Below are 5,140 nucleotides of genomic sequence, written 5' to 3'. Positions count from 1 at the left end.
CGGCGCCTACTTCGTGCTGCCAATTCTCGGCCCGTCGAACATCCGCGATACCGCCGGGCTCGCGGTGGACTACACCGCCGAATCGGCGATCAACTATCTGAACGTCTCGGAAGTCAGCTCCAACCATCCTGAGGTCTGGGCCCTGCGCGCCGTCGACAAGCGCTACCAGACCAACTTCCGCTACGGCCAGATGAACTCGCCGTTCGAGTACGAGAAAGTGCGCTACGTGTACACCGAGTCACGCAAGTTGCAGATTGCCGAGTAAAAACGGCTGCCACAAAACAGTGTGGGAGCGAGCTTGCTCGCGAATGCGGTAGTCCAGTCAACGTTTAAGTCGACTGATACTCCGCTTTCGCGAGCAAGCTCGCTCCCACATTTGTTTTGTGTCGCTGGTTAGCTCTTCAAGGCGCGCCAGATTTTGCCGACCACCGAAACCACCGCCAGCACCACCGCGCCCGCGATGATCCCCGCCACGCCGTTGAGCAGCACCGGCACCGCAAACCCGGCACCGCCCGCCGCTGCGCCAACGCCTTCAATCCAGTGATGCACCACAGGAATGCCGTGGGTGAGGATGCCACCGCCGACCAGAAACATCGCTGCCGTACCAATCACCGACAGGCCTTTCATCATGTACGGCGCGGCGCGCAGGATCGCGTTGCCGATGCTTTTTGCTGCCGAGCCGGATTTCTGCGTCAGCCACAGGCCCAGGTCGTCGAGTTTGACGATGCCGGCCACCAGGCCATAAACGCCAACGGTCATGACAATCGCGATGCCGGACATCACGATCACTTGCTGGGTCAACGAGGCATCGGCCACGGTACCGAGGGTGATGGCGATGATTTCCGCCGAGAGGATGAAGTCGGTGCGGATCGCGCCTTTGATCTTGTCCTTCTCGTAGGCCACCAGATCGGTGGTCGGGTCAGCGACCGCCTCGGTGAGTTGCGCATGCTCGGCGTCATCTTCGGCCTTGCTGTGCAGGAACTTGTGCGCGAGCTTTTCAAAACCCTCAAAACACAGATAGGCGCCGCCAACCATCAGCAGCGGCGTCACCAGCCACGGTACGAACGCACTGATCGCCAGCGCGGACGGCACCAGAATCAACTTGTTAAGGAACGAACCCTTGGCGACCGCCCAGACCACCGGAATTTCCCGCTCGGCGCGCACCCCAGAGACCTGCTGGGCATTGAGCGCCAGATCGTCGCCGAGCACCCCGGCGGTCTTCTTCGCGGCCATCTTGCTCATCAACGCCACGTCATCCAGAACGGTGGCAATATCGTCGATCAGCACCAGCAAACTGCTTCCTGCCATGAATCTTGTTTCCTTATGTGAATAATGCCGCGCAGCATACCGCGACTGCAGGCCACACGGGCATTCTTGAGCCACGCGCGAGGCCGGTGCTACCATGCGCAACCGCCAGAACAGGCAAGGAACCACCGGGTTTATGAGCACAATCCGCGAGCGCAACAAAGAACTGATCCTGCGTGCCGCCAGCGAGGAATTCGCCGACAAGGGCTTCGCGGCGACCAAAACCAGCGACATCGCCGCCAAGGCAGGATTGCCCAAACCCAACGTCTACTACTACTTCAAGTCCAAGGAAAACCTCTACCGCGAGGTGCTGGAAAGCATCATCGTGCCGATCCTGCAGGCCTCCACCCCGTTCAACCCGGACGGCGTGCCGAGCGAAGTGCTCAGCGGCTACATCCGCTCGAAGATCCGCATCTCCCGCGACCTGCCCTTTGCCTCGAAAGTGTTCGCCAGCGAAATCATGCACGGCGCCCCGCACTTGAGCGCCGACCTGGTCGAGCAACTCAACGGCCAGGCCAAGCACAACATCGACTGCATCCAGACCTGGATCGACCGCGGCCAGATCGCCCCGATCGACCCCAACCACCTGATGTTCAGCATCTGGGCCGCGACCCAGACCTACGCCGACTTCGACTGGCAGATCTCTGCGGTCACCGGCAAGGACAAGCTCGACGAGGCGGATTATGAAGCGGCAGCGCAGACGATTATCCGATTGGTGTTGAAGGGGTGTGAGCCGGATCAGTAAGACTGCGGTGACTGCTTCGCGAGCAGGCTCGCTTCTACAGGGATTTGTGAACGCCACAGATCCAATGTGGGAGCGAGCTTGCTCGCGAATGGAGCGACTCGGTTAGCCTGTCAGACCCAAATCGCATCCCACAGCGGATAGTCGCCAAACTTTTGTACTAAACCTGCCCGCAATGGGTTAGCCACGACATAACGTGCCATTTTCACCAAATCGTCTTCCCGCCTCATCGCGCGATCATGAAATCCCTGCTGCCATAAACGGCCCTTTCTACCCGCATGCATATTCACCGCCCGCGCGCTCAGGGATTTGGTCCTTTGCATCAGCTCACTAAGTGAACCCCGCTTCAAGGCAATCAACCAATGGAAATGATCGGGCATGACCACCCACGCCAACGAGTCAGCAAAGTCCTGATCCTGGGCGCTGCGAAATTGGTCAACGACCAACCTGCCCAACGCAAAATCGTGGAAAACAGGTTCGCGATATAGGGTATTGGCAGTCAGCAGATAAATTCGGTTGGGCTCGTCGTAACGACCAAAGCGCAAGCGATGTGAAGCGGACAGTTTCGGCATTCCTTTGCCCCTTTCAAGCGATGACCTGAAAGGTTAGATCTGCAAACGGGGAGGAATCGTCAAGACTGTTAGCCAGATGTGTCCGTTGAATCGCCTTCGCGAGCAAGCTCGCTCCCACAGGGGATTTGAGGTGTTCACACTTTATGTGTCAGAACACAAACCTGTGGAAGCGAGCTTGCTCGCGAAGACTTTTGGTCAGACGCTACTGATCAAGCCGCCACCCCCGCATCCGCCTTCAACTCCAGCGCCTCCACTGCCCTGATCGCCACCTGCTCATCAATATCCGACAGATCGCCGCTGATGCCGATCGCTCCCAGCACATTCCCCGCCTGATCCCGAACCAACACCCCGCCCGGGGCCGGGACGACGCTGCCCTGGCCCATGCTGTTGAGTGCGGCGACAAAGGCCGGGCGTTGTTGGGCGTCCAGCGCCAGTAGGCGTGAGCCCTTGCCCAAGGCGATAGCGCCCCAGGCTTTGCCGATGGCGATCTGCGGGCGCAGCAGACTGGCGCCGTCTTCGCGTTGCAGGGTGATCAGGTGGCCGCCGGTATCGAGTACCGCAATGGTCAGCGGCGCAGCGTTGATAGCGCGCCCGGCGCTGATGGCTTCGTTGACCAGGTTGACTGCGACTTTCAAGGTTAAAGCGCTCATGGTGCCGTCCTCATTTTGTTATTGGGAAAGTCGGGGGGCTGCGGTTTTGTGCCGCAGTTCGATGCAACAAATAGAACACAATGAGCTATTTTTTTGTATACAATAATTCTCGAAAAGCGCCACATGCGACGAAAAGCCACAGTAGATACGGCTTCCGACGAATGAAACAGGCGCTTGAGAAAATGGATTGACCTGCGCCGTCCGCCGTGAATACACTCTGCGCAAAGCCACTTGTATACAATTACAAAACGTAAAGAGACACAAAACCATGAGCAAAATGAGAGCAATCGAAGCCGCCGTTCTGGTGATGCGCCGTGAAGGGGTTGATACCGCCTTTGGCATTCCCGGCGCTGCGATCAACCCGCTGTACTCCGCCTTGCAGAAAGTCGGTGGCATCGATCACGTCCTCGCTCGCCACGTCGAAGGCGCGTCGCACATGGCCGAGGGTTACACCCGCACCAAGGCCGGCAACATCGGCGTGTGCATCGGTACTTCCGGCCCTGCCGGTACCGACATGGTCACCGGGCTCTACAGCGCCTCGGCCGACTCGATCCCCATCCTCTGCATTACCGGCCAGGCACCCCGCGCCCGTATGCACAAGGAAGACTTCCAGGCGGTCGACATCACCAGCATCGTCAAGCCCGTCACCAAGTGGGCGACCACCGTTCTGGAGCCGGGCCAGGTGCCTTACGCGTTCCAGAAAGCTTTCTATGAAATGCGCTCCGGCCGTCCAGGCCCAGTGCTGATCGACCTGCCGTTCGACGTGCAGATGGCCGAGATCGAATTCGACATCGACGCTTACCAGCCGCTGCCGCTGGCCAAGCCGACTGCGACCCGCGTTCAGGTTGAAAAAGCTTTGGCGTTGCTGGATCAGGCCGAGCGTCCATTGCTGGTGGCCGGTGGCGGCATCATCAACGCCGATGCCAGCGATCTGCTGGTTGAATTCGCTGAACTGACCGGGATCCCGGTCATCCCGACCCTGATGGGCTGGGGCACCATCCCGGACGATCACCCGCTGATGGTCGGCATGGTCGGTCTGCAGACGTCGCACCGTTACGGCAACGCGACGATGCTGAAATCCGACGTGGTACTGGGCATCGGTAACCGCTGGGCCAACCGTCACACCGGTTCGGTCGATGTGTACACCGAAGGTCGCAAGTTCATTCACGTCGACATCGAAGGCACGCAGATCGGCCGCGTATTCACCCCGGACCTGGGCATCGTGTCCGACGCTGCTGCCGCGCTGACCGTGTTCATCGAAGTGGCGCGTGAATGGCAAGCCGCCGGCAAGCTGAAAAACCGCTCTGCCTGGTTGCAGGATTGCCAGCAGCGCAAGTCCAGCCTGCACCGCAAGACCCACTTCGACAACGTGCCGGTCAAGCCGCAGCGCGTTTACGAAGAGATGAACCAGGTGTTCGGCAAAGACACCTGCTACGTCAGCACCATTGGTCTGTCGCAGATTGCCGGCGCGCAGTTCCTGCACGTCTACAAGCCGCGTCACTGGATCAACTGCGGTCAGGCCGGCCCGTTGGGCTGGACCATCCCGGCAGCACTGGGCGTGGTCAAGGCCGATCCGAGCCGTAAAGTCGTGGCCCTGTCGGGGGACTATGACTTCCAGTTCATGATCGAGGAGCTGGCGGTCGGCGCTCAGTTCAAACTGCCGTACATCCACGTTGTGGTGAACAACTCGTACCTGGGCCTGATCCGCCAGGCCCAGCGCGGGTTCGAAATGGACTACTGCGTGCAGCTGTCCTTCGATAACCTGAACGCGCCGGAACTCAACGGTTACGGGGTTGACCACATCGCAGTCGCCGAAGGCCTGGGCTGCAAGGCGCTGCGAGTGTTCGAACCCTCGGAAATCGCCCCTGCCC

Annotated in this window: 6 protein-coding genes; 3 read left to right on the top strand and 3 right to left on the bottom strand. The window is 59.7% G+C overall.

What is annotated here, in order from left to right; translation table 11 throughout:
• A partial coding sequence (locus DBR24_RS32125) for an MlaA family lipoprotein (RefSeq protein WP_256591458.1) occupies positions 1-265 on the top strand: 265 nt, incomplete at its 5' end.
• A 128-nt stretch (positions 266-393) separates the two neighbouring features.
• Here DBR24_RS32125 and DBR24_RS13370 read toward each other — a convergent pair.
• Positions 394-1,308: a DUF808 domain-containing protein gene (locus DBR24_RS13370; RefSeq protein WP_128614998.1), complete on the bottom strand. Its 915-nt coding sequence runs from the start codon at positions 1,306-1,308 to the stop codon at positions 394-396.
• Positions 1,309-1,441: 133 nt separating this feature from the next.
• Here DBR24_RS13370 and DBR24_RS13365 point away from each other — a divergent pair, with 133 nt between their 5' ends.
• The gene (locus DBR24_RS13365; RefSeq protein ID WP_128614997.1) at positions 1,442-2,050 is read left to right on the top strand and encodes a TetR/AcrR family transcriptional regulator; all 609 of its coding nucleotides are present in this window, start codon (positions 1,442-1,444) and stop codon (positions 2,048-2,050) included.
• Positions 2,051-2,160: 110 nt separating this feature from the next.
• On the opposite strand, the gene DBR24_RS13360 is transcribed toward DBR24_RS13365, so the two are convergent.
• Together DBR24_RS13360 and DBR24_RS13355 are read right to left on the bottom strand one after the other, a co-directional pair.
• Positions 2,161-2,619 (bottom strand): transposase, encoded by a 459-nt coding sequence (locus DBR24_RS13360; protein WP_123465843.1) that lies wholly within the window; start codon positions 2,617-2,619, stop codon positions 2,161-2,163.
• Between the two features lie 209 nt (positions 2,620-2,828).
• Positions 2,829-3,269, bottom strand: a complete 441-nt coding sequence (locus tag DBR24_RS13355) for a heme-binding protein (protein ID WP_128614996.1) — start codon at positions 3,267-3,269, stop codon at positions 2,829-2,831.
• A gap of 268 nt (positions 3,270-3,537) precedes the next feature.
• On the opposite strand from DBR24_RS13355, the gene gcl reads away from it, so the two are divergent.
• The coding region (gene gcl / locus DBR24_RS13350; RefSeq protein WP_128614995.1) for a glyoxylate carboligase at positions 3,538-5,140 on the top strand (1,603 nt) is incomplete at its 3' end.

The organism is Pseudomonas sp. HMWF006 (assembly GCF_003061205.1).
Taxonomy (GTDB): Bacteria; Pseudomonadota; Gammaproteobacteria; order Pseudomonadales; family Pseudomonadaceae; genus Aquipseudomonas; species Aquipseudomonas monsensis.
Note: the sequence above shows the minus strand (reverse complement) of the source record. Positions and strands in the feature narration are given on the sequence as shown.

Coding starts and splice junctions, on each gene's coding strand:
- DBR24_RS13365 (WP_128614997.1), top strand. CDS start 1,442: ATGAGCACAATCCGCGAGCGCAACAAAGAACTGATCCTGCGTGCCGCC.
- DBR24_RS13355 (WP_128614996.1), bottom strand. CDS start 3,269: ATGAGCGCTTTAACCTTGAAAGTCGCAGTCAACCTGGTCAACGAAGCC.
- DBR24_RS13360 (WP_123465843.1), bottom strand. CDS start 2,619: ATGCCGAAACTGTCCGCTTCACATCGCTTGCGCTTTGGTCGTTACGAC.
- DBR24_RS13370 (WP_128614998.1), bottom strand. CDS start 1,308: ATGGCAGGAAGCAGTTTGCTGGTGCTGATCGACGATATTGCCACCGTT.